Origin of the sequence: Paraburkholderia diazotrophica (assembly GCF_038900755.1) — a bacterium.
GTDB lineage: Bacteria > Pseudomonadota > Gammaproteobacteria > Burkholderiales > Burkholderiaceae > Paraburkholderia > Paraburkholderia diazotrophica_A.
Genome location: NZ_JBBPEN010000015.1, coordinates 71,046 through 97,770 on the forward strand (window position 1 = coordinate 71,046; position 26,725 = coordinate 97,770).

The following is a 26,725-nucleotide window of genomic DNA, read 5'->3' on the forward strand; positions in this document are numbered from 1 at the left end:
GCGACGCGGGCCGCCGCGCGCCGTTCATCACGCGCGATAGCGTGCCAGCGTCAGGCCGTCGAGATCGATGTCCGGCTTGCGCTGCGTGACGAGATCGGCGACCGCGCGCCCCGAGCCCAGCGACATCGCCCAGCCCGTCGAGCCGTGTCCGAGATTGAGCCACAGCCTGTCGATGCCTGACGGCCCGAGCAGCGGCGCGCCGTCAGGCGTCATCGGGCGGCGGCCGACCCAGAACTGCGCGGACGAGGGCGCCGTCGCATGCGGGAACCAGTCGTCGAGCACTTTCATCAGCGTCTGCAATGCCTGTTCGCGCAGCGTCGTCTTGCGGTTGCCGAGCTCGGCTGTGCCCGCGACGCGCAGATTCGGCCCGAAGCGCGTGATCGCCGTCTTCAGCGATTCGTCCATCAGCGCGGCGCGCGGCGCCTTGTTGTCGTCGACGACCTGCAACGTCGCCGAATAGCCCTTCACGGGATAAAGCGGCACGTTCACGCCAAGCGGCGCGACCAGTTCCGCGCTGTCGACGCCCGCCGCCACGATCACCGCGTCCGCGACGAGCATCTCGCTGCCCGCCGCGCTTTCGACCTGCACGCCATGCACGGCGTTGCCGCGCACGTCGAGCGCCGTCACGCGCGTGTCGAACCGAAAGCGCACGCCGTTCGATTCGCAGATCGCGCGCAACTCGCGAGTAAAGCGGGCGCAATCGCCTGCTTCGTCGTCGGGAAGATAGAGGCCGCTCAGCGGCGCCTGACGCGCCCAGCGCAAACCCGGCTCGATCTCGATGCACTCGGCAGCGCTCACTTCGCGATGCCCGATGCCCGCGTCGCGCAACACGGCGAGCGCCGGCTGCGCAAGCTCGACATCGAATGCGGTTCGAAAGAGTTGCAGATAGCCCTGGCTGCGCCCGTATTCGAACGGATGCCGCGCGCGAAATTCGCGCAGGCATTCGCGGCTGTAGTACGCGACGCGCTGCATCCGCTGCTTGTTGACGCGAAAGCGCGCGAGATCGCATTCGCGCAGCCAGCGCGCGATCCAGCGCCATTGCGCTGCGTCGAGCGTCGGGCGGAAGATCAGCGGCGACGCGGGCTTGAACAGGTACTTGAGGATCTTGAGCGGCATGCCGGGCGCGGCCCACGGCGTGACGTAGCCGGGCGCGATGACGCCCGCGTTGCCGAAGCTCGTCGCGAGCGCGACGTCGGATTCGCGCTCGATTACGGTGACATCGCAGCCGCGCTCGCGCAGATAGAAGGCGGTGGCGACGCCGATGACGCCGCCGCCGAGAACGATCGTGTGCATGAAGTGATGAAGCGGTATTACTGAGCGGTTGCCGCGGCTTCCGTGGTTTCGGCGGCGAGCGATTTGCCTTTCGTTTCGGGCAGCGCGAGCGCCGCGACGACGACCAGTAGATAACCCGAGCCCGCGACGATGCCGATCGCCTTAACGAGCGTCATCGTTTGCGAGAGCGTGCCGACCAGAATCGGAAAGAACGAGCCGATGCCACGGCCGAGGTTGTAGCAGAAGCCTTGTCCCGAGCCACGGATCGCGCCTGGGTACAGCTCTGATAGATACGCGCCGACGCCCGCAAATATTCCCTGCACGACGATGCCGAGCGGAAAGCCGAGCAGCAGCATTGCGCCATCGGTGACGGGCAGCATCGTGTAGATCATGCCGAGCACGAACGAGCCGATCGCGAACAGGATGAACGACGCGCGGCGGCCGATCCGGTCGGAGAGAATCGCACCGACGATGTATCCCGTGAACGACCCGACGATCAGCACGACCAGATAGCCACTCGTGTTGAACACGGACAGATGGCGCACGGTCTTGAGATACGTCGGCAGCCAGGTCGTGATCGCGTAGTAGCCACCCAGCATGCCGCTGCACAGCACGCTGCCGAGGATCGTCGTCTTCAGATGTGCGAGCGAGAAGATTTGCAGGAAGTGCGACTGCTCGCTGCCGTTGTCGCGCGCGCGGCGCGTCGCCAGATAGATGTCGGGATCGCTGACGTTGCGGCGGATGTAGATGATCCACAGCGCGGGCACGAGGCCGATCCAGAAGCACGCGCGCCACGCGTAGTCTTCCGGCAGCAGCGCAAAGAACGCCCAGTAGAAAATCGCGGCCGCCGCCCAGCCGAACGACCAGCTGCTCTGCACCGTGCCGACGGCTTTCGCGCGATGCTGCGGCGAGCGGATCGTCTCGGCCATCATGATCGTCACCACCGACCACTCGCCACCGAAGCCGATGCCTTGCAGCGTGCGCGTCGTCAGCAGTTGCCAGAACGAGTGCGTGAAGCCGGACAGGCACGTGAACAGCGCGAACGTCGCGATCGTCCATTGCAGCACGCGCACGCGGCCGTAGCGGTCGGCGAGTATGCCTGCGAGCCAGCCGCCTATCGCCGATGAAATCAGCGAACTCGTCGCGATCATGCCCGCTTCGCTCTTCGACATGCCCCATGACGCGATCAGCGTCGGGATCAAGAACGAGTAGATCATGAAGTCGAACGCATCGACGGCATAGCCGCCGAAGCCCGCGTAAAGCGTGCGCCGCTCGCGCGTCGACAGTTCGCTAAACCACTGAAATGACGCCATCCCGTCTCCTTGTCTCACGCAAGATAGTTGCTGTTTTGATCTAAGCGGTTCGTCCGATGCGTCTCGGGTGGGTTGTATTCTACGGTCCGCGTCGGCTACAGGCCAATGCGTGCAAAAAAGAGCGTGTCGAACGAGTGCCGATTACGAAGCGCAGATGAGCGGGAATGTCGACGGGAAGCACGCCCATATCGAGTTGCGCGGAAAGCGCATCGACTGGCGTAGCGGCGTGTGCGTTTCGAAACGAAGGAACAGGCAGGCGTAATCGCGCGGCGCTTCGATCAGCCGAGCGTCAGGCCGCCATCGATATGAATCACTTGTCCCGTGATATGGCGTGCCTCGTCGGAGAGCAGAAATGCGATCAGCGCGGCGATGTCGTCGGGCTCGGCGACATGCCCCAGGGGCGTCGCTTCAGCCGCGCGTGTCCATGCGGCCGCGTTGTTCGCGCTTGGCCCGCGGTCCTTCCGCGTGTAACCCGGCGCGACGCAGTTCACCGTGACGCCGTGCGGCGCCAGTTCCGCCGCCGCCGTTTTGACGAGCGATTCGAGCGCGGCTTTCGCGGCCGCCGTCGCTGCGAATGGCGAGTCCGCACGATAGCGATGCGCGACGAACGAGCTCACGGCTACGACTCGCGCGCGCTTCGACGTTTCGAGCGCGGACGCCGCGCGCTTGACGAGCGCGGCAAACGCGGCGGGCATCGCAGCGAACGATTCGGTGAGCGATCCGGCATCGAGCGAGCCGAGCGATTGACGCTGCGCATGTCCCGCGTTGGCGACGATCTGATCGAGCGCGCCGAATTGCGCGAGCGTCTGATGCACCGCGTGTTCGGGCGCGCCGCGTTCGGCGAGATCGCCGTACACGGTCGAACACGTCGCGCCGTTCGATGCACACGTGGCCGCCACTTGCTCCAGCCGTTCGCGCGATGCCGCATCCGCGCCGCGCGCATGCAGCATCAGCGCGACACGCGGCGCGGCAATCCGCCGGGCGAGCGCGGCGCCGATGCCGGAGCCCGCGCCCGTGACAAGCACCACACGATCGAACGGCGCATCGCTTATGCGGCTCATGCGGCCACGCGCTCGACGGCGCGCTCGACAAACAGCGTCTGATCGTGGAACGTTTCGAGCGTCTTACGGTGCGCGACGCTGACGATCGCCGCATTCGGCAGACGCTCGATCAGCGCGTTGTAGATGATGCTTTCGTTGTCGGGATCGAGCGCGCTCGTCGCTTCGTCGAGGAACAGGAAGTCGGGCTTTTGCAGCAGCGCGCGCGCTGCCGCGAGACGCTGCTGCTCACCCGGCGACAGCGACCGTTCCCAATGCGCCGCTTCGCCGAGCCGGTCCGCGAACTCGGACAGACGGCAGACGGTGAGCACTTCGCGGCACGCTTCATCGGAGAATGCGGACGCCTCCGACGGATAGCAGAGCGCGGCCTTCAGCGTGCCGATGGGCAGATAGCTTCGCTGCGGAATGAAGAGCAGCTTCGCGCCGGCGGGCATCTCGATCGTGCCTTCGCCGAACGGCCACAAGCCCGCGAGCGTGCGCATCAGCGTGCTCTTGCCCGCGCCGGACGGACCGCGCACAAGCCAGCGCGACTTCGGCGCGATGCGGAACGAGCCGACGTTCGACATCGCTTCGCCGTTCGGGCGCAGCAGGCGCAGGTTTGTCACGTCGAGCGAATCGGTATCGGTGAGATGAATATTGATGCCGCCGTGCGCGGTGCCTTCGACTACCGATTCATGCAAATGCTGCGAGCGCATCACGCGATTGAATTCCCGCAGACGGTTGACGGTGGCGCGCCATTCGGCGAGCGAATCGTAATTGTTGATGAACCACGAAAACGAATCGCTGACAGTGCCGAATGCGCCCGTCAGCTGCTGATAGACACCGAACGAGATGCTCTTCGAAAAGTACTTCGGCGCGGCCGCGATGTACGGAAAGACGATGGCCAGCTGCGAGTAGCTGATGACGACGATGTTGAAGCGCCGCGTGAAGCGCATGATCAGACGCCAGTTGTCGCGGATATGACCGAACACGCCCTTGAGCGCGCGCTCTTCCGACGGCTCGCCCTGGTACAGCGCGATCTGGTCGGCGTTCTCGCGGATGCGGATCAGCGAGAAACGGAAGTCTGCCTCGACGCGCTGCTGCTGATAGTTGATCGAGACCAGCGGGTGGTTCACCTTGTGCGTGACCCACGAGCCGAGCGCCGCGTAGATCAGCGCGACCCACACCATGTAGCCAGGGATCGACATCTGCGTGCCGAGAAGGTTGAACGACAGCGCGCCCGACAGGTTCCACAGGATCACGATGAACGAGAACAGCGTGACCGTGGTCGACAGCAGGCCGAGCGACAGGTTCAGCGTCGTGCTGGCCAGCCCTTGAAGGTCGGCGGACACACGCTGGTCGGGGTTGTCGGCGAGACTGTCGCGCTCGATCCGGTAGTACGCGCGGTCGCCGAGCCATTCGTTCAGGTAACGGTTGGTGAGCCATTGCCGCCAGCGGAATTCGAGCATCTGGCGGAAGTACGTGCGGTACGAGCCGAGCAGGATCAGCGCGAGCGCGATGACGGTGAACTGAAGCAGCGAATACTTGAAGACGGGGTAGTTGTATTGCTGGATCGCGTCGAAGAACGTGCGCTGCCAGGTGTTGAACCAGACGTTGGCCGCGACCATCGTCATGTTCATCGCAATGACGAGCGCGAGGAGTCCCCACGCTTTCCATTTGTCCTCGGACACCCAGTAGGGCTTGATGAGACCCCACGCGGTGATATCCGCGGAACTGGTCGAGTTGTCGGTCATATGCGTCCTTTCATACGGTCGTCGCGAGTGGCGGCGCGGTGCCTTCGAAATGCGGTTTTGTGTCGCGCTTCGTCGCGTTGCGGCTCGGGCTGCGATTGTCCCGGCAGCGGCTTAATCTGAACTTAAGCAGACGGTGCGGTGCGCCGCGAGTTCGCCGCCCGTAGCCGGGCAGCGGCCTGACAGCGGGGCGTGACTCCGTCCGCATTGACGCGTGCCATTGTGCCAGACCCGGCGAATGCCACGACAGATCGAAAATAAGCCCCGGCCGATTGCGTTCCTTCCGGGTTTGCGGCGCGCGCGGCTTTTATGGTCTAATGGTCCGGACGAAACAGGGGTGCTTCGTGCGCAAGCAGTCGTTGCAGCGAGGCTGAGAGAGACCCTTCGCACCCGATCCGGGTAATACCGGCGCGGGAAGTTTTCGGGAAGTTTTTCCTGGAAGTTCTCCTTCCGCTGGGCGGCGTTCCCGTTCAACCGTGAACGCCCATGCCCGGCCGGCCTCGCCCGCCGGTTTCGTCCTTGGGTACGTGCGCACGTCTGCCGTACGGAAAGGATTCGATGACCGCTCATTCTTCAGTTATTTGCTTCGTCGACCCGGCTTCTGCCGGTTGCTTCGTCATGCGCGCGCCGCTTGCGGCGTGCCGGGGAGCCGCGCGATGACGATCTCTGCTCAACCGGATTTCGCCGTGATCGGCGGAGGGCTGTGCGGGCGGCTCGTCGCCTGGCAGCTTGCTGGCGACGGGCATCGCGTCGCGCTGTACGAGCGCGGCGATGCGTCGGGTTCGCAGGCGGCCGCGTGGGTCGCTGCGGCCATGCTCGCGCCGCTCGCGGAGGCGGCCAGCGCCGAATTGCTGATTACGCGGCTGGGCGCGGCGTCGCTGGAGACATGGCCAACGCTGCTCGACCGGTTGCCCGAGCGGGTGTTTTTCCAGCGCAACGGCACGCTGGTCGTCTGGCATCACAGCGATCGCGCCGAAGCGCCGCTGTTCGAGCGCCGCCTGCGCGCGAACGCGCCCGCCGAACTGCTCGACGGCGGCCTCGTGACGCTGGCGGGCGCCCAGATCGGCGTGGCCGAACCCGCGCTCGGCGGCCGTTTCAACCAGGGCTGGCTGTTGCCGCACGAGGGACAGCTCGACAACCGTCAACTGCTGGCGGCGCTCGCGGCGGGTCTCGCGGCGCGCGGCGTCGAAACGCACTGGAACACGTCCGTCGACGACAACGCGCTACCGGCCGCGCGCATCACGATCGATTGCCGCGGGCTCGGCGCGAAGCGCGTCATGCCGACACTGCGCGGCATCCGCGGCGAAGTCGCGCGCGTGCACGCGCCCGGCATCGGCCTGACGCGCCCGGTGCGGCTGCTGCATCCGCGCTATCCGCTTTATATCGCGCCGAAGGAGAACGATCTGTACGTGATCGGCGCGACGGAAGTGGAGGGCGAGGACATGTCGCCCGTCAGCGTGCGCTCGGCGCTGGAATTGCTGAGCGCGGCGTTCTCCGTCCACCCGGCTTTCGGCGAGGCGCGCATTCTCGAACTGAATTCGCAATGCCGGCCGACGCTGCCCGACCATCGTCCCGCCCTGATGTGGGATGGCGCGAGCACGCTGCGCGTGAACGGGCTGTACCGGCACGGCTACATGATCGTGCCGGAGGTCGCGGGCGAAGCGGCGCGCTTCGCGTCGGCGCTCCTGGATGGCCGCGTCGCCGATGAAGACGCCTTCGCCGACTGGCGCAGCAACGCGCGCTGGAGCGAGCTGTTCCAGTTCGATCGCGGGCAGGTGCGTGGCGACGCCAAGCCCGCCGCCACTCTCAATGTTTGAACGAAAAGATATGGATATCCAGATCAACCAGAAGCCGCTGTCGCTGCCCGAAGGCGCAACAGTCGCCGACGCGCTCAACGCTTTTGGCGCGCGGCCGCCGTTCGCCGTCGCACTGAACGGCAATTTCGTCGCACGCGCGCAGCATGCCGCGCGCGCCTTGCAGGCGGGCGACAAGCTCGACGTCGTGCACCCCGTCGCGGGCGGCTGACGGCCGAGGCGCCGCCCTGTCGCAGGCAACGCAGGCAGGGGGCGAGGCAAGCCCGCAATGCAAGCACGCGATACAAGCAGGTGACACAAGCAAAGGACACACGCATGAACTCACACGCGAACCCATCCGCGCTGGCCCCCGCCGACGCGCTCACGCTTTACGGCGAAACCTTCCAGAGCCGCGTGCTGCTCGGCACATCACGCTATCCGTCGCTGCAGTCGCTGTCGGATTCGATCGCAGCGGCGAAGCCCGGCATGGTGACGATCGCGCTGCGCCGGCAGATGAACGAGGGCGGCGCGGAAGCCGGTTTCTTCGATCTGATCAAGCGTCACGGCGTGCCGCTACTGCCGAACACGGCGGGATGCCAGACGGTCGGCGAGGCGGTCGCGACAGCGCACATGGCGCGCGAGATCTTCGAGACCGACTGGATCAAGCTCGAGCTGATCGGCGATGACTACACGCTGCAGCCCGATCCCGTCGGCCTGATCGAAGCGGCCGCGCAACTGGTCAAGGATGGCTTCAAGGTGCTGCCGTATTGCACCGAAGATCTCGTGATCGGCAGGCGTCTGCTCGATGCCGGCTGTGAAGCGCTGATGCCGTGGGGCGCGCCCATCGGCACCGGCAAGGGCGTGCTGAATCCGTATGGCTTGCGCGTGCTGCGCGAGCGTCTGCCCGGCGTGCCGCTGATCGTCGACGCGGGGCTCGGCGTGCCGTCGCACGCGAGCCAGGTGATGGAGTGGGGCTTCGACGGCGTGCTGCTGAATACGGCCGTGTCGCAGGCGACGCATCCCGAGACGATGGCGCGCGCGTTCGCGCTGGGCGTCGAAGCGGGCCGCGAGGCTTATCTGGCCGGCCCGATGGCCGAACGTGAAACCGCCCACGCGAGCACGCCCGTCGTCGGCATGCCGTTCTGGCACCAGGATGGGAGCGCCGCTGCATGACCCAAACCCTCAAACTCGCGGGCCGCGACCTGTTCTGGCCGCCCGCCGACGAACTCACTGAAGCGGCCGAACGCATCCGCGCGCGCCTCGGCGACTGGCCGCCAACGCACGTCAACTGGCGCATCTGCCTGACGGCGCCCGACGACGCGAATGGCGGCGATCTGATCGTCGCCGCGGATCTGCAGCAGCACGGCGAGCAGATCGCGCGGTGGATGACGCAGGGCGCGGGCGTGATCGAGGCGGCCGCAGGCCGCGCGGTGCTGCATCTGGGCGGCGTGCGCTATCAGCTCGAAGGCCATCTGGCTGAAGACTGGATTCCCGCGCTGGCCGCGTTTCTCGATTGCGGCTTCGACCCGCACGACGCACTGGTGCTCGCGCTTGCATGGCGCGACGGAGACGAAACGAAATCCGACGATGCATGGCCGTGCGATCTGTCGCGCTTTCCGCGCGTCGCCGGTTTGCCGGACGCGCCTGCGCAGCCGTTCGCCGCGTGTCCCGACGCGCTCGGCCTCTATCCCGTGCTGCCGACGGCGGACTGGGTCGAACGCGTGGTCGGCTTCGGCGTCAAGACGGTGCAGTTGCGGCGCAAGACGGCGGAGCCCGACGAGCTGAAAAAGGAAATCGCGCGTTCTGTAGCGGCGGGCCGCGAGCACGACGCGCAGGTGTTCATCAACGATCACTGGCAGGCCGCCATCGACGCGGGCGCTTACGGCGTGCACCTCGGCCAGGAAGACGTGCATACGGCCGACCTGCACGCGCTCGCTGCAGCGGGCGTGCGCCTCGGCCTGTCGACGCACGGCTACTATGAGATGCTGACGGCGCTGCATTTCCGTCCGAGCTACATTGCGCTTGGCGCCGTGTTCCCGACCACGACGAAAGCGATGCCGACGGCGCCGCAAGGTCTCGCAAGGCTCGCGCGCTACGTGAAATTGCTGGATGGCGTCGTGCCGCTCGTCGCGATCGGCGGCATCAGCGGCGATGTGCTGCCGCAAGTGCTGTCGACGGGCGTGAAAAGCGCGGCCGTGGTGCGTGCGGTGACGGAAGCCGCCGATCCCGCCGCCGCGGTTGCGGCTTTGCAGCATGCTTTTGCGTAGCCCAAAGGTTGGGAGAAGGGTTCGAAAGGTTAAATCGTGGCGCCGTCAAGGCAGGGTTTGCACGAAGGCCCTATAATTCGGCCTTCCGTGTAAAGGACTGACCGTTACGTGCCATCCTCTTCCGAGACCCTTCTCGAGCTGCGCGACGTCGACTTCGGCTATGGCGAGCGCCTCGTCCTGTCGAACCTGAATCTGCGCTTTAAACGCGGCCAGGTGGTCGCGGTCATGGGCGGATCGGGGTGCGGGAAGACCACTGTGCTGCGGCTGATCGGCGGCCTCGTGCGCGCGAAGCGCGGCCAGGTGCTGTTCCACGGACAGGACTTGGGCGCGCAGACGCGCGACGGCCTGTACGCGCTGCGTCGCAAGATGGGCATGCTGTTCCAGTTCGGCGCGCTCTTCACCGACATGTCGGTGTTCGAGAACGTCGCCTTCGCGCTGCGCGAGCACACCGACCTCCCCGAAGAACTGATCCGCGACCTGGTGCTGATGAAGCTGAACGCGGTCGGTCTGCGTGGCGCGCGCGATCTTGCGCCGTCGGAGATTTCGGGCGGCATGGCGCGCCGTGTCGCGCTGGCCCGCGCGATTGCGCTCGATCCCGAACTGATGATGTACGACGAGCCGTTCGCAGGTCTCGACCCCATCTCGCTCGGCGTTACCGCGAACCTCATCCGCGCACTGAATCAGGCGCTCGGCGCCACGTCCATCCTCGTCACGCACGACGTGCCCGAATCGTTCGCGATCGCCGATTACGTCTACTTCCTCGCAAACGGCGGCGTCCTCGCCGAAGGCACGCCCGCCGAGCTGCGCGAATCGACCGATCCGACCGTGCGCCAGTTCATCGACGGCGCGCCCGACGGTCCGTTCAAATTTCATTACCCGAGCAGCACGCCGCTCGCGGCGGATTTTGGCATCGGCGGAGGCCGCGCATGATCAGCACCATCGGTCGTACCGTCATTTGCGGACTCGGTCAGACGGGTTATGCGACTCGCATGTTCGTGCGCCTCGTGCTGGAATTTTTCCCGCTGCTGCGCCGTCCGCGTCTTGTCACGAAGCAGATCCACTTCGTCGGCAATTATTCGCTGGTGATCATCGCGGTGTCGGGGCTCTTCGTGGGCTTCGTGCTGGGGCTGCAGGGCTATTACACGCTCAACCGCTATGGTTCCGAGCAGGCGCTCGGGTTGCTCGTCGCGCTGTCGCTCGTGCGCGAACTCGGGCCCGTCGTGACGGCACTGCTGTTCGCCGGGCGCGCGGGCACGTCGCTGACGGCTGAAATCGGCCTGATGAAGGCGGGCGAGCAGCTGACGGCAATGGAAATGATGGCCGTCGATCCGCTCAAGGTGGTCGTCGCGCCGCGCTTGTGGGCGGGCATCATCGCGATGCCGGTGCTCGCCGCTATCTTTAGCGCCGTCGGCGTGCTGGGCGGCTATATCGTGGGCGTGCTGATGATCGGCGTCGATGCGGGCTCGTTCTGGTCGCAGATGCAAAGCGGCGTCGATGCGTATCGCGACGTCGGCAACGGCGTGATCAAGAGCATCGTGTTCGGCTTCGCGGTGACGTTCATCGCCCTCTACCAGGGCTACGAAGCGAAAGCCACGCCGGAAGGCGTCTCGCGCGCGACGACGAAGACAGTCGTCTATGCGTCGCTCGCGGTGCTCGGCCTCGATTTCCTGCTGACCGCTCTGATGTTCAGCTAGGCGGTATTCAGCCAAGACTTGCGCGGTGTGAACCGCAATGCGGCGCGCAGATCCAGTTGCGCCGCACGGGTTTCACGCCGCTGCGACAGATTCTCTTTGGGATGACGATGAAAAAAACTGCTCTCGATTTCTGGGTCGGTCTGTTCGTGGTGCTGGGATTCATCGCGCTGCTGTTCCTCGCGCTGAAGGCCGGCAACATGAGCTCGCTGTCGTTTCAGGCGACGTATCCCGTCAAGCTGAAATTCGACAATATCGGCGGGCTCAAGCCGCGCGCGCCCGTCAAGAGCGCGGGCGTGACGGTGGGCCGCGTGGCGTCGATCGGCTTCGACACCAACTCGTATCAAGCGGTCGTGACGCTCGATATCGACAAGCAATATCAGTTTCCGAAGGACACATCCGCGAAGATTCTGACGGCGGGTCTGCTGGGTGAGCAATACATCGGACTGGAGCCGGGCGGCGACAGCGAAATGCTGAAAGCCGGCGACACGATCACGATGACCCAGTCGGCCATCGTCCTGGAGAATCTGATCGGGCAGTTCCTCTATAGCAAGGCGGCGGATTCGGGGGCTGCCAAACCCGGTGCGTCTGCTGCGGCGCCCGCGCCCGGCGCGCCGGCTCCTGCGGCTCCGGCTGCGGCTGCTTCCGGCGCGTCCGGTCAATAAGGAGAACAAGAAATGCAGACGACACGCCGACGTATCGCGGCGCTCTCGCTCGCCGCGACGATGCTTGCAGGTTGCGCAACCGTTCAGAATCCGACGAAGGAAGATCCGCTCGAAGGTTTCAACCGCACGATCTTCACCTTCAACGACAAGGTCGACCAGTATGCCGTGAAGCCTGTCGCGAAGGGCTACGTGTTCGTGACGCCGCAGCCGGTGCGCGATAGCGTGACGAACTTCTTCTCGAACATCGGCGACGTGTACATCGCCGCGAACAATCTGTTGCAGCTGAAGATCGCCGATGGCGTGTCGGACATCATGCGGATCGTGATCAACACGGTGTTCGGTGTCGGCGGGCTGTTCGACGTCGCGACGATCGCGAAGCTGCCGAAGCACGACAACGACTTCGGCCTGACGCTCGGCCATTACGGCGTGCCGTCGGGGCCGTATCTCGTGCTGCCGCTGTTCGGGCCGAGCACGGTGCGTGACGGCGTCGGCATGGTGGGCAACTACTTCATCAACCCGCTGACGTACGTGAAGCCCGACAGCGTGAGCTGGGCGCTCTACGGCCTGAACCTCGTCAACGTGCGCGCGAACCTGCTGGGCGCGAGCGATGTGCTCGAAGGCGCCGCGCTCGACAAATATTCGTTCGTGCGTAACGCGTACTTGCAGCGCCGCCGCTATCTGCTGTCGGATGGGAGCGCTGCGACGGGCCTGCCGGACTACGGCAACGAAGCGCCGCCGCCGAAGTACGAAGACGTCGAGGGCGGCGCCGCGGCGGCAGCGCCGGCGGCTGGCGCCGCGCCGGGTGCAGGCGTGGCCGCGAAGCCCGCTGCGCCCGCGTCCGCGCCGCAAGCGGCTTCGGGCGCGACGGCAGGCGGCGCCGAGCCGGCCTCGGGCGCGCAGCCGACGACGTCTCCAGCCGACGTGCCGCCGACCGTCCCCGGCGGCCAGATCGTGCCGCCCGCGCATTTCGGCTATCCGTCGCTGAAATTGCGCTGAGCTTGCGCTAATGTCAGATGATTGAGAGTCGCCCGTTGGGCCACCGTAACACTCGGATACGACTCTCGCAGTTTGCACGTGGATTGCGGCTGAACTCGCGTGATATCGTCGCCTCCAACGTTAGACTTATTTTTTTGGCAGGACTGGAAATGAAAAAATTCTTCTTCTTTATCCCGTTTTTCGCAGCTCTCTTTGCGTTTGGCGGCACAGCGTCCGCACAAAGTGTCGATACTAGCAATCCCGACGCGATGGTCAAGACGGTCACGCAGCAGGTGATCGACGCCGTGCGCGCCGACAAGACGATCCAGACGGGCAACATCTCAGCCGTCACGAAGCTCGTGAACGAAAAAATCCTCCCGTACACGGACTTCCGCCGCACGACGCAGCTGGCGATGGGCCGCAACTGGCGCACGGCGACGCCGGAGCAGCAGAACGCCGTCGTCGAGCAGTTCAAGACGCTGCTGATCCGCACGTACTCGGGTGCGCTCGCGCAGGTGAAGGACCAAGAAATCCAGTACAAGCCATTCCGCGCGAGCCCGGAAGACACCGACGTGGTCGTGCGCTCGGTCGTGATGAACAACGGTTCGCCCGTCGAGCTCGACTACCGTCTGTACAAGACGGCGCAAGGCTGGCGCGTGTATGACCTGAACGTGCTCGGCGCATGGCTGATCCAGGCGTACCAGCAGCAGTTCAACGAGCAGATCCAGAAGAACGGCGTCGACGGTCTGATCCAGTTCCTGACCGCTCGCAACCAGCAACTCGCGAACGGCAAACAGTCGTGAACAACTTTACGACTGCGCCGGTGACGACGTCGTCGGCCAATACGTTCGAAACAGGCGCCACGCTGACCCACGCGAGCGCGAAAGCTGCGCTCGCGGTGGGTCTTGCGCGCATCGGCGGCGGCGCAACGGCGGTCGATTGCGCGCCGCTCACGCAGTTCGATTCGTCGGCGCTCGCCGTGCTGCTCGCATGGCAGCGCGCGGCGACCGCCCGCGGCACGCCGCTTTCCATCGTCAACCTGCCTGCGGGACTGTCCAGTCTCGCGCAAGCCTACGGCGTCGACACGCTGCTATCGGCACGACATTGACGCTCGCGCGTCAGCGAGCTTCGCGCAGCGTTTCACCGCTCGCGCCGGCTCGCGTTTCCCTCCAGGGCAAGCCGGCACTTTCGACTTTTGCCCTATAATCAAACGTTTTTTGGCGCCTGGCCGTTTCAGTATGCAATGCGAAAACGGTTGGCAGCCGGTTCGTAGCCGCTCTCCCGGCTGCTCGGACGGTGGCTGCGCACCGGGCCCAATTCCGTTTCCCCAGCTTTCGCGCCCTTGCGGGCGATCTATCAGGCGCTGTCGACGTCGACGGCGCACAGTCATGTCAGCGATCGAAATTCGTAACGTCAAAAAGCGCTACAAGGATCTGCAAGCGCTCAAAGGCGTCAGCTTCACCGTCGAGCAAGGCGAGTTCTTCGGGCTGCTCGGTCCGAACGGCGCCGGCAAGACCACGCTCATCAGCATACTTGCCGGTCTCGCGCGCGCCGATGAAGGCAGCATCGCGGTTCACGGCCACGATGTCGTCGACGATTTCCGCCTCGCGCGCCGCGCGCTCGGCGTCGTCCCGCAGGAACTCGTGTTCGACCCGTTCTTCACCGTACGCGAGACGCTGCGTCTCCAGTCGGGCTATTTCGGCCTGCGCCACAACGACGACTGGATCGACGAAGTGATGGCCAATCTCGACCTCACCGAAAAAGCCGACGCGAACATGCGTGCGCTTTCGGGCGGGATGAAGCGCCGCGTGCTGGTCGCGCAGGCGCTCGTGCACCGGCCGCCCGTGATCGTGCTCGACGAGCCGACGGCGGGCGTCGACGTCGAACTGCGCCAGACGCTGTGGAAATTCATCTCGCGCCTGAACCGCGAAGGCCACACGATCGTGCTGACCACGCACTATCTGGAAGAAGCCGAATCGCTGTGCGACCGCATCGCGATGCTGCGGCGTGGCGAAGTCGTCGCGCTGGAACGGACGAGCACGCTGCTTCAACGTTTCGCTGGCACGCAACTTTTCATCCGCTTCGCGCAAGGCGTTCTGCCCGCCGAACTGCGCTCGCTCGAAGTCGATCCGGGCGCCGTCAACGGACGTCAGCATCTGCTGCGCCTGTCGAGCTATGACGACGTCGAGCGCATCCTCGCGCAGTGTCGCGCCGCAGGCTGCACGTTCGAAGAAATCGAGGTGCGCAAGGCCGACCTCGAAGACGTATTCCTGCAGGTGATGAACGGACCGGAAATGGTCGAGGGACTGGCATGAGCGGCTTCCGTACGCTGCTTTACAAAGAGCTGCTGCGCTTCTGGAAAGTGTCGTTCCAGACGGTGCTCGCGCCCGTCATCACGGCGCTGCTGTATCTGACGATCTTCGGCCATGCGCTGCGCGATCACGTGCAGGTCTATCCGGGCGTGCTGTATACGAGCTTCCTCGTGCCCGGCCTCGTGATGATGAGCGTGCTGCAGAACGCGTTCGCCAACAGCTCGTCGTCGCTGATTCAATCGAAGATCACCGGCAATCTCGTGTTCGTGCTGCTGCCGCCGCTGTCGCACTGGGAGATGTACGCCGCCTACGTGCTCGCGGCCGTCGTGCGCGGGATGTGCGTCGGCTTCGGCGTGTTCATCGTGACGATCTGGTTTATTCCCGTGAGCTTCACGGCACCGCTCTATATCGTCGCGTTCGCGGTGCTCGGTTCGGCGATTCTCGGCACACTCGGTCTGATCGCGGGCATCTGGGCGGAGAAGTTCGATCAGCTCGCCGCGTTCCAGAACTTTTTGATCATGCCGCTCACGTTCCTCTCGGGCGTGTTCTACTCGACGCATACGCTGCCGCCCGTGTGGCGCGAAATCTCCCGGCTGAATCCGTTTTTCTACATGATCGACGGCTTTCGCTACGGCTTCTTCGGCATGTCGGATATCGATCCGCTGTGGAGCCTCGCGATCGTCGGCGGTTTCTTCGTCGTGCTGGCCGTGCTGGCAATGCGTATGCTCGCGTCCGGCTATAAGCTGCGTCACTGACAGGAGCACTCATGCTACCCACTCCCGAACAGGTCAAGAACTACATTGCGGCTGCGCTTCCTTGCGAGCATCTCGAAGTCGAAGGCGACGGCCAGCATTTCTTCGCGACCATCGTGTCGCCGAACTTCGAAGGCAAGCGACTGATTCAACGGCACCAACTCGTGTATGCGGCGCTCGGCGACCGCATGCGCGAAGAAATCCACGCGCTCAGCATGAAAACGCTGACGCCTGCCGAATGGCAAAGCGCCTGATCAGGCGCGCAATCGAAAGCGGAAAGAACAGGCTGTCTGTCGGGGGACAGCGCACAACAACCCGGCTGCAAGAAAGAGCGGAACAACAAGCTGCACAATAAGCTTCGGATGTAGCACCCAATCAGTTGGAACATTAGTGCGAATTACAAATGAGAGTCGCGACGCCGCGTTTGGCGCCGCAGCAACCGCCCATAAGACGCCCGTCGGCGGACGGGCAGATCAGGAACAAACAGGCATGGACAAACTCGTGATTGAAGGCGGGCAGAAGCTCGCCGGTGAGATCGTCGTTTCGGGTGCGAAGAACGCGGCGCTGCCGATTCTCTGCGCAGGCTTGTTGAGCGCGGAGCCGGTTCACCTCGACAACGTGCCCGATCTGCAGGACGTGCGCACCACGCTGAAGCTGCTTGGCCAGATGGGCGTGCGCGCGGAAAGCGGCGACGGCAAGGTGTCGCTCGACGCGTCGAAGGTAGACAACCTCGTCGCGCCGTACGAGCTCGTGAAGACGATGCGCGCGTCGATTCTCGTGCTGGGTCCGCTCGTCGCGCGTTTCGGCGAGGCGAAGGTGTCGCTGCCGGGCGGCTGCGCAATCGGCGCGCGTCCCGTCGACCAGCACATCAAGGGCCTGCAGGCGATGGGCGCCGAGATCAACATCGAGCACGGCTTCATCGAAGCGCGCGCGAAGCGTCTGAAGGGCGCGCGCATCATCACCGACATGATCACCGTCACGGGCACGGAAAACCTGCTGATGGCGGCCGTTCTCGCTGAAGGCGAAACGGTCATCGAAAACGCGGCGCGCGAGCCGGAAGTCGGCGATCTCGCGAATCTGCTCGTCGCGATGGGCGCGAAGATCGACGGCATCGGCACCGACCGCCTCGTCATTCAGGGCGTCGACAAGCTGCACGGCGCGCAGCACACGGTCGTGCCGGACCGCATCGAAGCGGGCACGTTCCTTTGCGCGGTCGCGGCAGCGGGCGGCGACGTCACGTTGCGCCGCGTGCGTCCGCAGATTCTCGAAGCCGTGACGGACAAGCTGCGCGAGGCCGGCGTGACGATCGAAGAGGGCGACGACTGGATGCGCGTGCGCATGGATCAGCGTCCGAAGGCCGTGTCGTTCCGCACGTCCGAGTATCCGGCGTTCCCCACCGATATGCAGGCGCAGTTCATGGCGCTCAACGCGCTGGCGGACGGCACGTCGCAAGTCGTCGAGACGATCTTCGAAAACCGCTTCATGCATGTGCAGGAGCTGAACCGTCTCGGCGCGCACATCACGATCGACGGCAATACGGCGCTCGTCAACGGCGTCGAGAAGCTGTCGGGCGCGAAGGTGATGGCAACCGATCTGCGCGCGTCGGCGAGCCTCGTGATCGCGGGCCTGTGCGCGGACGGCGAAACGCTGATCGACCGCATCTACCACCTGGATCGCGGCTACGACCGGATGGAATCGAAACTCACCGCAGTCGGCGCGAAGGTGCGCCGCATCAAGGGTAGTCAGGCATGAGCGAATTGCCGCAAACGTCGTCAGCAGCGGGCAAGCCGCTGACGCTCGCGCTGTCGAAGGGCCGCATCTTCGAGGAAACGGTGCCGCTGCTCGCGGCAGCGGGCATCGAAGTGACGGAAGACCCGGAAACGTCGCGCAAGCTGATTCTGCCGACCACCGATCCGAATCTGCGCGTGATCGTCGTGCGCGCGACGGATGTGCCGACGTACGTCGAATACGGCGCCGCAGATTTCGGCGTCGCGGGCAAGGACGTACTGATCGAGCACGGCGGCGGCGGCCTTTATCAGCCGATCGATCTGAATATCGCGCGCTGCCGGATGTCGGTGGCCGTTGCGGCCGGTTTCGACTACGCGAACGCGGTGCGCCAGGGCGCGCGTCTGCGCGTCGCCACGAAGTACGTGGAAACCGCGCGCGAGCACTTCGCGGCCAAGGGCGTGCACGTCGACTTGATCAAGTTGTACGGCTCGATGGAACTCGCGCCGCTGGTGGGCCTCGCCGACGCGATCGTCGACCTGGTCAGCTCGGGCGGCACGCTGCGCGCCAACAACCTGGTCGAGGTCGAAGAGATCATGCAGATCTCGTCGCGCCTCGTCGTGAACCAGGCGGCGCTGAAGCTCAAGCGCGCCGCGCTGGCCCCGATCCTCGACGCGTTCGAACGCGCGTCGCAACGCACCGACGCACCGGCCTGACGAAAGCTCTCGATTCGCGGCTCACTCGCGCGCCTTACCGAAACGGATACCAGCATGTCTATCAAGATTCGCAAACTCGATTCCAGCACTGAAGATTTCCAGAAGTCGCTGCATGCGGTGCTCGCGTTCGAAGCGAGCGAAGATGAAGCGATCGAGCGCTCGGTTGCGCAGATCCTGGGCGACGTGAAGGCGCGTGGCGACGCCGCCGTCCTCGAATACACGAACCGTTTCGATCGCCTGAACGCGCGGGATGTCGCCGCGCTCGAACTGCCGATGGTCGAACTGGAAGCGGCGCTGGAAGGGCTCGAGCCGAAGCGCCGCGCGGCGCTCGAAGCGGCGGCGGCGCGCGTGCGCGGGTATCACGAGAAGCAGAAGATCGAATGCGGGAGCCATAGCTGGCAGTACACGGAAGCCGACGGCACGGTGCTCGGGCAGAAGGTCACGCCGCTCGACCGTGCCGGTATCTACGTGCCGGGTGGCAAGGCGGCGTATCCGTCGTCGGTGCTGATGAATGCGATTCCCGCGCGCGTCGCCGGCGTGCGCGAAATCGTCATGGTCGTGCCGACGCCGGACGGCGTGAAGAACCCGCTCGTTCTGGCTGCGGCGCTGTTGGGCGGCGTCGATCGCGTGTTCACGATTGGCGGCGCGCAGGCCGTCGGTGCGCTCGCGTATGGCACCGAAACCATCCCTGCCGTCGACAAGATCTGCGGGCCCGGCAATGCGTATGTCGCGTCGGCGAAGCGCCGCGTGTTCGGCACGGTCGGCATCGACATGATCGCCGGTCCGTCGGAAATTCTCGTGCTGTGCGACGGCACGACCGATCCGCGCTGGGTGGCGATGGATCTGTTCTCGCAGGCCGAGCACGATGAACTCGCCCAGTCCATTCTGCTGTGTCCGGACGACGGCTTCATCGCGCGCGTCGAGGAGGCGATCGACGAACTGCTGCCGGCGATGCCGCGCCGCGACGTGATCCGGGCTTCGCTCGAAGGGCGCGGTGCGCTGGTGAAGGTGCGCGACATGGAGCAAGCCTGCGCGATCGCCAATGACATCGCGCCGGAGCACCTCGAAATTTCCGCGCTGGAGCCGCAGCAGTGGGCGCAACAGATTCGTCACGCGGGCGCGATCTTCCTCGGCCGCTATACGAGCGAAAGCCTCGGCGACTACTGCGCGGGCCCCAATCACGTGCTGCCTACGTCTCGTACCGCACGTTTCTCGTCGCCGCTCGGCGTCTATGATTTCTTCAAGCGATCGAGTCTGATCGAAGTGAGCGCGGATGGCGCGCAGACGCTCGGTGAGATCGCCGCCGAACTCGCATACGGTGAAGGCCTGCAAGCGCATGCGCGCAGCGCCGAATACCGGATGAAGAACATGGGCTGAACCTGCGGCGAGTCTGCTGCTTCTGCCGGGCATCACGTGCGCTCGATCCGATGCAGACGCCGTTGCGAGAGCAATAGAGAATTACAGAAAACTCAACCCGGGCGGCCGGCGAGCCGCCCCATTTGCGCTTTGGCCTGCCGGAGAGGGCGGCCGCGCTTCACGCCATGACGACACCTCAAGACATCATTCGCCGCGACGTGCTCGCGATGACGAGCTATCCCGTTCCCGACGCAACGGGCCTCGTGAAGCTCGACGCGATGGAAAATCCGTTTCCGCTGCCCGAAGCGCTCGCCGCTCAGCTCGGCGAGCATCTGGCGGGCGTCGCGTTGAACCGCTATCCCGCGCCGCGCCCCGAGGCGCTGCTCGACAAGCTCAAGCGTGTGATGAACGTGCCGGCGAACTGCGACGTGCTGCTCGGCAACGGTTCGGACGAACTGATCAGCATGATTTCCGTCGCGTGCTCGACGCCGGGCGCAAAGGTGCTCGCGCCTGTGCCGGGCTTCGTGATGTACGCGCTGTCGGCGAAGCTTGCGCATATGGAATTCGTCGGCGTGCCGCTCAATGCCGATTTCACGCTCGACACGGACGCGATGCTCGCTGCAATCGCCGAACATCGGCCTGCCGTCATTTATCTCGCGTATCCGAACAACCCGACGGGCACGCTGTACGACGCCGCCGACATGGAGCGCATCATCGCTGCGGCGAACAAGAGCCTCGTCGTGATCGACGAGGCGTATCAGCCGTTCGCGCAGCACAGCTGGATGCCGCGCGCGGGCGAGTTCGACAACGTCGTCGTGATGCGCACGGTGTCGAAGCTCGGGCTTGCTGGCATCCGGCTCGGCTATATGGCGGGACGCACGGAATGGATCAACGAGTTCGACAAGGTGCGCCCGCCGTACAACGTCAACGTGCTCACGCAGGCGACGGCCGATTTCCTGCTCGATCATATCGAAGTGCTCGACGCGCAGGCCACGCAATTGCGCAACGAACGCGCAACGCTCGCGCAGGCCGTGGCCGCGCTGCCGGGTGCCGAAGTGTTCCCGAGCGCGGGCAATTTCCTGCTCGTGCGCGTGCCGGATGCGTCGGCGACCTTCGAAACCCTGCTGACATCGCGGGTTTTGATCAAAAACGTGAGTAAAATGCATCCATTGCTCGCGAATTGCGTGCGTTTGACGGTCGGTTCGCCGGAAGAAAACGCGCAAATGCTCGCGGCGCTGAAACTCGTGCTGAACTGAACTCGCTTCAGCACTTCTCAACCCCACACTTTCAAAGTCAGATTCGAGGAATTGCCATGCGCCTTGCGGAAGTCGTTCGCAACACCAGCGAAACGCAGATCCGTGTGAAGATCAACCTGGACGGCACCGGTCAGCAGAAACTGGCCACGGGCGTGCCGTTCCTCGATCACATGCTCGACCAGATCGCCCGTCACGGGCTGATCGATCTGGACATCGAAGCGCATGGCGATACGCATATCGACGATCACCATACCGTCGAAGACGTCGGCATCACGCTGGGCCAGGCCATTGCGAAAGCGGTCGGCGACAGGAAGGGCATCCGCCGCTACGGCCATTCGTACGTGCCGCTGGACGAAGCGCTGTCGCGCGTCGTGATCGACTTTTCCGGCCGTCCGGGCCTCGAATTCCATGTGCCGTTCACGCGCGCGCGCATCGGCACGTTCGACGTCGATCTGTCCATCGAATTTTTCCGCGGCTTCGTGAATCATGCGGGCGTCACGCTGCATATCGACAACCTGCGCGGGCTGAACGCGCATCACCAGATGGAAACGGTGTTCAAGGCCTTCGGCCGCGCGCTGCGCATGGCCGTCGAACTGGACGAACGCGCGGCGGGGCAGATTCCGTCGACCAAGGGCAGCCTCTGAGCGACAGAACCGGACCGGCCGCGCCGCGCGCGTCCGGCTTGCGATGGATATCCTCAAGTCGTTTATTTCGCTGCTGGCGTTGATCAATCCCGTCGGCGCCATACCGTTCTTTCTGAGCCTGACGTCGCAGCAATCGGCCGCCGAGCAGCGCCGCACGATCCGGATCGCGTCGATTTCAGTGTTCTGCGTGATCGCCGTGACGACGCTGCTGGGGCAGCAGATCATCAGCTTCTTCGGTATTTCGGTCGGATCGCTTGAAGTTGGCGGCGGCATCATCATGTTGCTGATGTCGATCAACATGCTGAACGCGCAGATCGGCAATGCCCGCTCGACGCCCGAAGAGCGTCACGAAGCCGAGCTGAAGGACAACGTCGCCGTCGTGCCGCTGGCGATTCCGCTGCTGACGGGGCCGGGTTCGATCAGTACGGTCATTGTCTATTCGGCCAGCTTTCATCATTGGTACGACCGCGTTAGTCTGATCGTCATCGGCGCCGTGATTGCGGCGCTCTGCTTCGGATCGCTGAGTCTTGCCGAGCCGATCGCCCGTTGGGTCGGCCGGACAGGCATCAATATCGGCACGCGGTTGATGGGTTTGATGTTGTCGGCGCTGGCGGTGGAGTTCATCGTCGACGGATTGAAGGCGTTGCTGCCTAACTTGAAATGAAAACTTCGATTGCGATTGTGGATTACGGAATGGGCAACCTGCGCTCGGTCGCGCAGGCGTTGAAGAAAGCCGCGCCGGAAGCGGACGTGGCGATCGTCGACAAGCCTGAAGCCATCCGTTCGGCAGACCGCGTGGTGCTGCCGGGCCAGGGCGCGATGCCCGACTGCATGCGCTCGCTCGGCGAATCCGGCTTGCAGGATGCCGTCGTCGAAGCGTCGCGCACGAAGCCGCTGATGGGCGTGTGCGTCGGTGAGCAGATGCTGTTCGACTGGAGCGCGGAAGGCGACACGGAGGGCCTCGGCCTCTTGCCCGGCAAGGTGGTGCGCTTCGAGCTGGACGGCCAGTTGCAGGACGACGGCTCGCGCTTCAAGGTGCCGCAAATGGGCTGGAACCGTGTCCGTCAGGTCGTGCCGCACCCGCTGTGGGCCGGCGTCCCCGACAACGCGTTCTTCTATTTCGTGCACAGCTATTACGTCGTGCCTGAGAACGCGTCGCACACGTCGGGCGAGACGGTGTACGGCGTGCCCTTTACCTCGGCGGTGGCGCGGGATAACATTTTTGCGACCCAATTCCACCCGGAAAAAAGCGCCGACGCGGGTTTGCGCGTGTATCGCAACTTCGTGCACTGGAATCCCTGATCCCTGTCGTCAGCGCCTTGAACCGTCCATGTTCCCCTTTCGGTCCGACTGCCTCGCTCACATGCATACGCATAAGCTGCCCGTTGGCAAGCTCGCCGAAAGACATGTACTAAACTAGCGGAACGGCCTGGCGCCGGCCACAGCCGGATTTCCCGCCAGCCGAACTTCAACTTTCTTCCCAGATACCACCCGATTGCTATGCTGCTGATCCCCGCCATCGACCTGAAAGACGGTCAGTGTGTACGCCTCAAACAGGGCGATATGGACCAGGCGACGATTTTCCACGAGGAACCGGCGGTGATGGCCCGGCATTGGGTCGACCGTGGCGCGCGGCGCCTGCACCTCGTCGACCTGAATGGCGCGTTTGCCGGCAAGCCGAAAAACGAAGACGCGATCAGAGCGATCATCGCGGAAGTCGGCGGCGAGATTCCCGTGCAATTGGGCGGCGGCATCCGCGATCTGAACACGATCGAGCGCTATCTGGACGACGGCCTCGAGTACGTGATCATCGGCACGGCGGCGGTGAAGAATCCGGGCTTTCTGCTCGAAGCGTGCACGGCGTTCGGCGGACATATCATCGTCGGCCTCGACGCGAAGGACGGCAAGGTGGCGACCGACGGCTGGAGCAAGCTGACCGGTCACGAAGTAGCCGATCTCGCGCGCAAGTTCGAGGACTACGGTTGCGAGTCGATCATCTACACAGACATCGGCCGCGACGGCATGCTCCAGGGCATTAACATCGAAGCGACGGTGCGCCTCGCGCGCGCGGTGAAGATTCCTGTGATTGCGAGCGGCGGCCTGTCGAACATGGGCGATATCGAAGCGCTGTGCGAAGTGGAAGGCGAAGGGATCGAGGGTGTGATCTGCGGCCGCGCGATCTACTCGGGCGATCTCGACTTTGCCGCGGCGCAGACGCGCGCAGACCGTTTGCGCGAATCGGATGACGCCTGAGCGTCAGGCGGTCTGCGCATCAGGGCGCGCGCGATATTCACGATATGTGTGAGCGCACCTTGCGCAGCGTCCCGTGTGCCGACCCGACGTCGGACTTTTTCCGCTCTCCTGCGAATCGCGAATGGATGAGCGTCCTCACCAGCGGTATTGGCAAGAACTCGCAAGATCATGGCTTTAGCTAAACGCATCATCCCCTGTCTGGACGTCACGGCTGGCCGCGTGGTCAAGGGCGTCAATTTCGTCGAGTTGCGCGACGCGGGCGATCCCGTCGAAATCGCGCGCCGCTACGACGAGCAGGGCGCGGACGAACTCACGTTCCTCGACATCACGGCCACGTCCGACCAGCGCGACCTGATCCTGCCGATCATCGAAGCGGTGGCCTCGCAGGTGTTCATTCCGCTGACTGTCGGCGGCGGCGTGCGCGCTGTCGAAGACGTGCGCCGTCTTCTGAACGCGGGCGCCGACAAAGTCAGCATGAATTCGTCGGCGGTAGCGAATCCGCAGCTCGTGCGCGATGCGACGGACAAATACGGTTCGCAGTGCATCGTCGTCGCGATCGACGCGAAGCGCGTGTCGGCGGATGGCGAGACGCCGCGCTGGGAAGTATTCACTCACGGCGGCCGCAAGAACACAGGCCTCGACGCAGTGGAGTGGGCGCGCAAGATGGCTGAGTTCGGCGCGGGCGAAATCCTGCTGACCAGCATGGACCGCGACGGCACGAAGAGCGGCTTCGACATTGCGCTGACGCGCGCCGTGTCGGACGCGGTGCCCGTCCCCGTGATCGCGTCCGGCGGCGTTGGCTCGCTGCAGCATCTCGCCGACGGCATCACGCAAGGCCGCGCGGATGCCGTGCTGGCTGCGAGCATCTTCCACTATGGCGAGCACACGGTCGGCGAGTGCAAGCGCTTCATGGCCGATCAAGGCATTTCGGTGAGGTTGTAACGTGATCAATCCGTCTGAGGTCAGCTGGCTCGACAAGGTGAAGTGGGACGCGAACGGCCTCGTGCCGGTAATCGCGCAGGAAGCATCGACGAACGATGTGCTGATGTTCGCGTGGATGAACCGCGAAGCGCTGTCGAAGACAATCGAAACGGGCCGCGCAGTCTACTTTTCGCGTTCGCGGCAGCGGCTGTGGTTCAAGGGCGAAGAGTCGGGCCACGTGCAGCATGTGCGCGAGGTGCGCCTCGATTGCGACGAAGACGTCGTGCTGCTGAAGGTCGAGCAGGTATCGGGCATCGCGTGCCATACCGGCCGGCACTCGTGCTTTTTCCAGAAATTCGAAGGCTCGGCCGATTCCGGCAACTGGATTGCCGTCGATCCCGTGCTGAAAGATCCCGAACACATCTACAAATGACGCAAAATTCTCAATCGACGGGCGACACGCTACAGCGCCTGGCCGCCGTCATCGACAGCCGCAAGGGTGGCGATCCCGAAGTTTCTTACGTATCGCGCCTTTTCCATAAGGGCGACGACGCGGTGCTGAAGAAGATCGGCGAAGAAGCCACGGAAGTCGTGCTCGCCGCGAAGGACGTGCGCCTCGGCGCGGAACGTAAAGCGCTCGTCGGCGAAGTGGCCGACTTGTGGTTTCACTGCCTCGTAATGCTGTCGCACTTCGATCTGAATCCCGCTGACGTGCTCGCCGAACTCGAGCGTCGTGAAGGCCTGTCGGGTATCGAGGAAAAGGCCTTGCGCAAGAGCCGCGAACGCGAGCGCAACGGCGACTGAGCCGGTCCGATTCAGGCAACGGCAGGCTCGGGTTCGGAATCGGCGAGACAACGCGACGCGGCATCGGCGCAGCAAGGCATCCAGTCGCACCCTCGAGGAGGACGCATACATGGAACAGTCGCAGGGCGGATATCCGCCACCGTCGTATCAGAGCGCAATCGAAATCGACCGGCAGCGCAGCCTGCGCACGCTGACGCATATCATCTACGCGCTCTACGCCGTCTACTGGCTGACGGGCGGGATCTCGGTGCTGATCGCGATCATCCTCAACTACATCAAGCGGCCGGAGACAGTCGGCACACCGTACGAAGCGCACTTCGACTGGCAGATCCGCACGTTCTGGATGGGACTGCTCGGGCATCTGATTGGCGTCGCGCTCTTTATCGTGCTGATCGGCGTGCCCATCCTGTGGGCTGTCGCGATATGGACGTTGTACCGTATCATCAAAGGCTGGTTGTTCCTGTACGACAACAAGCCGCTGACGAATCCGCGCAGCTGGTTCTGACAATCGCCGAATGCGGCGCGCGCTGCGTTCGGCGTCCATCGAGACCATGAGCCACGATCCGAACTGCCTTTTCTGCAAGATCGCCGCGGGCGAGATCCCATCGACCAAAGTTCACGAAGACGACGAGTTCGTCGCGTTCCGCGATATCCGCCCCGCAGCTGAAACGCATGTGCTCGTCATACCGCGCAAGCACATCGAGACGCTGTCGAATTGCACCGAAGGCGATGCCGCTCTGCTTGGTAAAATGTTGATATTGGTTGCGCGTCTCGCCGAGCAGCTGGGCGTCGCGTACAAGGGCGGCCAGACGGGTTTCCGCACGGTCATCAACACAGGGCCGGGCGGCGGGCAGGAGGTCTACCACCTGCACGCCCACTTGCTCGCAGGGCCGCGTCCGTGGCTGCGGATGGGCTGAATGCGGGCCGAACGTAGGGCGCTTACGCTGCTGCATGTTCGGCGCTGACCCAGACCGCATTAATTCGCCGCACGCGCATTTTGACTGCGCACAATGGCGAAGCCCGTCGCCGAAGTCGCTGTTTTATGTAGGGATGTAACGACAGCGACCCGCAGACGTGCTCATAATGGGCAGGGTCCAGGCGAGCGGGCGCCGACACGAATTCCGCTGGTCGGCAGGTTTTACGCACGAGGCGCACTCGAATGGCCGCGCTTCGATTCACGCCGCAAGGCACACGATTGCCGTCGCCAGGCACGACGGCGGGG

The 26,725-nt window shown here is 64.4% G+C and carries 30 protein-coding genes and 1 riboswitch; of the genes, 26 read left to right on the forward strand and 4 right to left on the reverse strand.

All coding sequences use genetic code 11. The features are described 5' to 3' along the window. Window positions 1-27: 27 nt before the first annotated feature. From AABE10_RS31550 to AABE10_RS31565, 4 genes are all read right to left on the reverse strand, one after another. Complete coding sequence (locus AABE10_RS31550; RefSeq protein WP_342937035.1) at window positions 28-1,293, reverse strand: D-amino acid dehydrogenase; 1,266 nt, start codon at window positions 1,291-1,293, stop codon at window positions 28-30. Between the two features lie 17 nt (window positions 1,294-1,310). After that, the gene (locus tag AABE10_RS31555) at window positions 1,311-2,585 is read right to left on the reverse strand and encodes an MFS transporter (RefSeq protein WP_342937036.1); all 1,275 of its coding nucleotides are present in this window, start codon (window positions 2,583-2,585) and stop codon (window positions 1,311-1,313) included. Window positions 2,586-2,863: 278 nt separating this feature from the next. Further along, on the reverse strand, window positions 2,864-3,646 hold the full coding sequence (locus tag AABE10_RS31560; RefSeq protein WP_342937037.1) for an SDR family NAD(P)-dependent oxidoreductase: 783 nt from the start codon (window positions 3,644-3,646) through the stop codon (window positions 2,864-2,866). Then, a complete protein-coding gene (locus tag AABE10_RS31565; protein ID WP_342937038.1) occupies window positions 3,643-5,376 on the reverse strand; it encodes an ABC transporter ATP-binding protein/permease in 1,734 nt (577 codons plus the stop codon). Before AABE10_RS31565 ends, AABE10_RS31560 begins: the two co-directional genes overlap by 4 nt. A gap of 320 nt (window positions 5,377-5,696) precedes the next feature. Then, window positions 5,697-5,807: riboswitch (TPP riboswitch) on the forward strand. Between the two features lie 222 nt (window positions 5,808-6,029). On the opposite strand from AABE10_RS31565, the gene AABE10_RS31570 reads away from it, so the two are divergent. The 26 genes from AABE10_RS31570 to AABE10_RS31695 all read left to right on the forward strand — a co-directional run bounded on the left by AABE10_RS31570 (window position 6,030) and on the right by AABE10_RS31695 (window position 26,420). Then, on the forward strand, window positions 6,030-7,190 hold the full coding sequence (locus AABE10_RS31570) for an FAD-dependent oxidoreductase (protein ID WP_342937039.1): 1,161 nt from the start codon (window positions 6,030-6,032) through the stop codon (window positions 7,188-7,190). Window positions 7,191-7,200: 10 nt separating this feature from the next. Continuing rightward, window positions 7,201-7,398, forward strand: a complete 198-nt coding sequence (gene thiS, locus AABE10_RS31575; RefSeq protein WP_342937040.1) for a sulfur carrier protein ThiS — start codon at window positions 7,201-7,203, stop codon at window positions 7,396-7,398. Window positions 7,399-7,502: 104 nt separating this feature from the next. Then, window positions 7,503-8,339, forward strand: coding sequence for a thiazole synthase (locus tag AABE10_RS31580; RefSeq protein ID WP_342937041.1), 837 nt, complete (start codon window positions 7,503-7,505; stop codon window positions 8,337-8,339). Next, window positions 8,336-9,433: a thiamine phosphate synthase gene (gene thiE, locus AABE10_RS31585; RefSeq protein WP_342937042.1), complete on the forward strand. Its 1,098-nt coding sequence runs from the start codon at window positions 8,336-8,338 to the stop codon at window positions 9,431-9,433. The genes AABE10_RS31580 and thiE overlap by 4 nt, the downstream gene beginning before the upstream one ends. A gap of 108 nt (window positions 9,434-9,541) precedes the next feature. Then, the gene (locus AABE10_RS31590; RefSeq protein WP_342937043.1) at window positions 9,542-10,363 is read left to right on the forward strand and encodes an ABC transporter ATP-binding protein; all 822 of its coding nucleotides are present in this window, start codon (window positions 9,542-9,544) and stop codon (window positions 10,361-10,363) included. Next, window positions 10,360-11,127: a lipid asymmetry maintenance ABC transporter permease subunit MlaE gene (mlaE, locus tag AABE10_RS31595; RefSeq protein ID WP_342937044.1), complete on the forward strand. Its 768-nt coding sequence runs from the start codon at window positions 10,360-10,362 to the stop codon at window positions 11,125-11,127. The genes AABE10_RS31590 and mlaE overlap by 4 nt, the downstream gene beginning before the upstream one ends. A 107-nt stretch (window positions 11,128-11,234) precedes the next feature. Beyond that, on the forward strand, window positions 11,235-11,789 hold the full coding sequence (mlaD, locus tag AABE10_RS31600) for an outer membrane lipid asymmetry maintenance protein MlaD (RefSeq protein WP_342937045.1): 555 nt from the start codon (window positions 11,235-11,237) through the stop codon (window positions 11,787-11,789). Between the two features lie 12 nt (window positions 11,790-11,801). Continuing rightward, window positions 11,802-12,785 carry a VacJ family lipoprotein gene (locus AABE10_RS31605; RefSeq protein WP_342937046.1) on the forward strand — a complete coding sequence of 328 codons (984 nt, stop codon included), beginning with the start codon at window positions 11,802-11,804 and terminating at the stop codon, window positions 12,783-12,785. Window positions 12,786-12,934: 149 nt separating this feature from the next. Beyond that, complete coding sequence (locus AABE10_RS31610) at window positions 12,935-13,567, forward strand: ABC transporter substrate-binding protein (RefSeq protein ID WP_342937047.1); 633 nt, start codon at window positions 12,935-12,937, stop codon at window positions 13,565-13,567. Then, entirely contained in the window at window positions 13,564-13,872 is a 309-nt protein-coding gene (locus AABE10_RS31615; protein WP_342937048.1) for an STAS domain-containing protein, read from the forward strand. Before AABE10_RS31610 ends, AABE10_RS31615 begins: the two co-directional genes overlap by 4 nt. Window positions 13,873-14,152: 280 nt before the next feature. Continuing rightward, window positions 14,153-15,079 carry an ABC transporter ATP-binding protein gene (locus tag AABE10_RS31620; RefSeq protein WP_342937049.1) on the forward strand — a complete coding sequence of 309 codons (927 nt, stop codon included), beginning with the start codon at window positions 14,153-14,155 and terminating at the stop codon, window positions 15,077-15,079. Further along, window positions 15,076-15,831, forward strand: coding sequence for an ABC transporter permease (locus tag AABE10_RS31625; protein WP_342937050.1), 756 nt, complete (start codon window positions 15,076-15,078; stop codon window positions 15,829-15,831). Before AABE10_RS31620 ends, AABE10_RS31625 begins: the two co-directional genes overlap by 4 nt. Before the next feature lie 11 nt (window positions 15,832-15,842). Next, a complete protein-coding gene (locus AABE10_RS31630; RefSeq protein WP_087736373.1) occupies window positions 15,843-16,082 on the forward strand; it encodes a BolA family protein in 240 nt (79 codons plus the stop codon). A 235-nt stretch (window positions 16,083-16,317) separates the two neighbouring features. Beyond that, window positions 16,318-17,580, forward strand: a complete 1,263-nt coding sequence (gene murA, locus AABE10_RS31635) for a UDP-N-acetylglucosamine 1-carboxyvinyltransferase (RefSeq protein ID WP_342937051.1) — start codon at window positions 16,318-16,320, stop codon at window positions 17,578-17,580. Next, window positions 17,577-18,269, forward strand: coding sequence for an ATP phosphoribosyltransferase (gene hisG, locus AABE10_RS31640; protein WP_342937052.1), 693 nt, complete (start codon window positions 17,577-17,579; stop codon window positions 18,267-18,269). The genes murA and hisG overlap by 4 nt, the downstream gene beginning before the upstream one ends. A gap of 54 nt (window positions 18,270-18,323) precedes the next feature. Beyond that, window positions 18,324-19,646, forward strand: coding sequence for a histidinol dehydrogenase (gene hisD / locus AABE10_RS31645; RefSeq protein ID WP_342937053.1), 1,323 nt, complete (start codon window positions 18,324-18,326; stop codon window positions 19,644-19,646). Between the two features lie 164 nt (window positions 19,647-19,810). Next, complete coding sequence (hisC, locus tag AABE10_RS31650; RefSeq protein WP_342937054.1) at window positions 19,811-20,881, forward strand: histidinol-phosphate transaminase; 1,071 nt, start codon at window positions 19,811-19,813, stop codon at window positions 20,879-20,881. A gap of 56 nt (window positions 20,882-20,937) precedes the next feature. Next, window positions 20,938-21,525, forward strand: coding sequence for an imidazoleglycerol-phosphate dehydratase HisB (gene hisB / locus AABE10_RS31655; protein WP_087736369.1), 588 nt, complete (start codon window positions 20,938-20,940; stop codon window positions 21,523-21,525). A gap of 43 nt (window positions 21,526-21,568) precedes the next feature. Further along, window positions 21,569-22,189 carry a MarC family protein gene (locus AABE10_RS31660; protein ID WP_152764661.1) on the forward strand — a complete coding sequence of 207 codons (621 nt, stop codon included), beginning with the start codon at window positions 21,569-21,571 and terminating at the stop codon, window positions 22,187-22,189. Then, a complete protein-coding gene (hisH, locus tag AABE10_RS31665) occupies window positions 22,186-22,827 on the forward strand; it encodes an imidazole glycerol phosphate synthase subunit HisH (RefSeq protein WP_342937055.1) in 642 nt (213 codons plus the stop codon). The genes AABE10_RS31660 and hisH overlap by 4 nt, the downstream gene beginning before the upstream one ends. 198 nt (window positions 22,828-23,025) lie before the next feature. Next, on the forward strand, window positions 23,026-23,778 hold the full coding sequence (gene hisA, locus AABE10_RS31670) for a 1-(5-phosphoribosyl)-5-[(5-phosphoribosylamino)methylideneamino]imidazole-4-carboxamide isomerase (RefSeq protein WP_342937056.1): 753 nt from the start codon (window positions 23,026-23,028) through the stop codon (window positions 23,776-23,778). Window positions 23,779-23,946: 168 nt separating this feature from the next. Continuing rightward, window positions 23,947-24,720, forward strand: coding sequence for an imidazole glycerol phosphate synthase subunit HisF (gene hisF, locus AABE10_RS31675; protein WP_342937057.1), 774 nt, complete (start codon window positions 23,947-23,949; stop codon window positions 24,718-24,720). A gap of 1 nt (window position 24,721) precedes the next feature. After that, window positions 24,722-25,132, forward strand: a complete 411-nt coding sequence (gene hisI, locus AABE10_RS31680; RefSeq protein ID WP_342937058.1) for a phosphoribosyl-AMP cyclohydrolase — start codon at window positions 24,722-24,724, stop codon at window positions 25,130-25,132. Continuing rightward, a complete protein-coding gene (locus AABE10_RS31685) occupies window positions 25,129-25,503 on the forward strand; it encodes a phosphoribosyl-ATP diphosphatase (protein ID WP_087736363.1) in 375 nt (124 codons plus the stop codon). Before hisI ends, AABE10_RS31685 begins: the two co-directional genes overlap by 4 nt. Window positions 25,504-25,612: 109 nt before the next feature. Continuing rightward, window positions 25,613-26,008, forward strand: coding sequence for a hypothetical protein (locus AABE10_RS31690; protein ID WP_342937059.1), 396 nt, complete (start codon window positions 25,613-25,615; stop codon window positions 26,006-26,008). 46 nt (window positions 26,009-26,054) lie between these two features. Next, the gene (locus AABE10_RS31695) at window positions 26,055-26,420 is read left to right on the forward strand and encodes a histidine triad nucleotide-binding protein (RefSeq protein WP_152764651.1); all 366 of its coding nucleotides are present in this window, start codon (window positions 26,055-26,057) and stop codon (window positions 26,418-26,420) included. Window positions 26,421-26,725: the final 305 nt, after the last annotated feature.